General features: G+C 61.2%; 1 pseudogene. It reads left to right on the top strand.

From position 1 onward, the window contains the following. Positions 1–237: pseudogene (locus tag FNJ47_RS48960) on the top strand (IS5/IS1182 family transposase); the annotation flags it as partial.

Here is a 237-nt window from a genome sequence, read left to right as displayed (position 1 = left end):
AGGGCGATGCACCGCAAGCCGCCACATTGATCGAGGGACTGTCCGCCGGGGTCGTCATGGCCGATACAGCCTATGACGCCGATCACTTGCGTCAGGCCATCGCAGCCAAGGGCGCGCTCGCCGTCATCCCCAACAATCCGTCACGCGCGCTCAAATACCCACTCGACAAGCATCTCTACGCCCAGCGTCATCTCGTCGAATGCTGCTTCTCAAAGCTCAAGCAGTTCCGACGTGTCG

Origin of the sequence: Bradyrhizobium uaiense, from assembly GCF_010811875.1 — a bacterium.
Taxonomy (GTDB): domain Bacteria; phylum Pseudomonadota; class Alphaproteobacteria; order Rhizobiales; family Xanthobacteraceae; genus Bradyrhizobium; species Bradyrhizobium uaiense.
The sequence above is the reverse complement of the archived record's forward strand: the minus strand, read 5'-3'. Positions and strand labels throughout refer to the sequence as shown.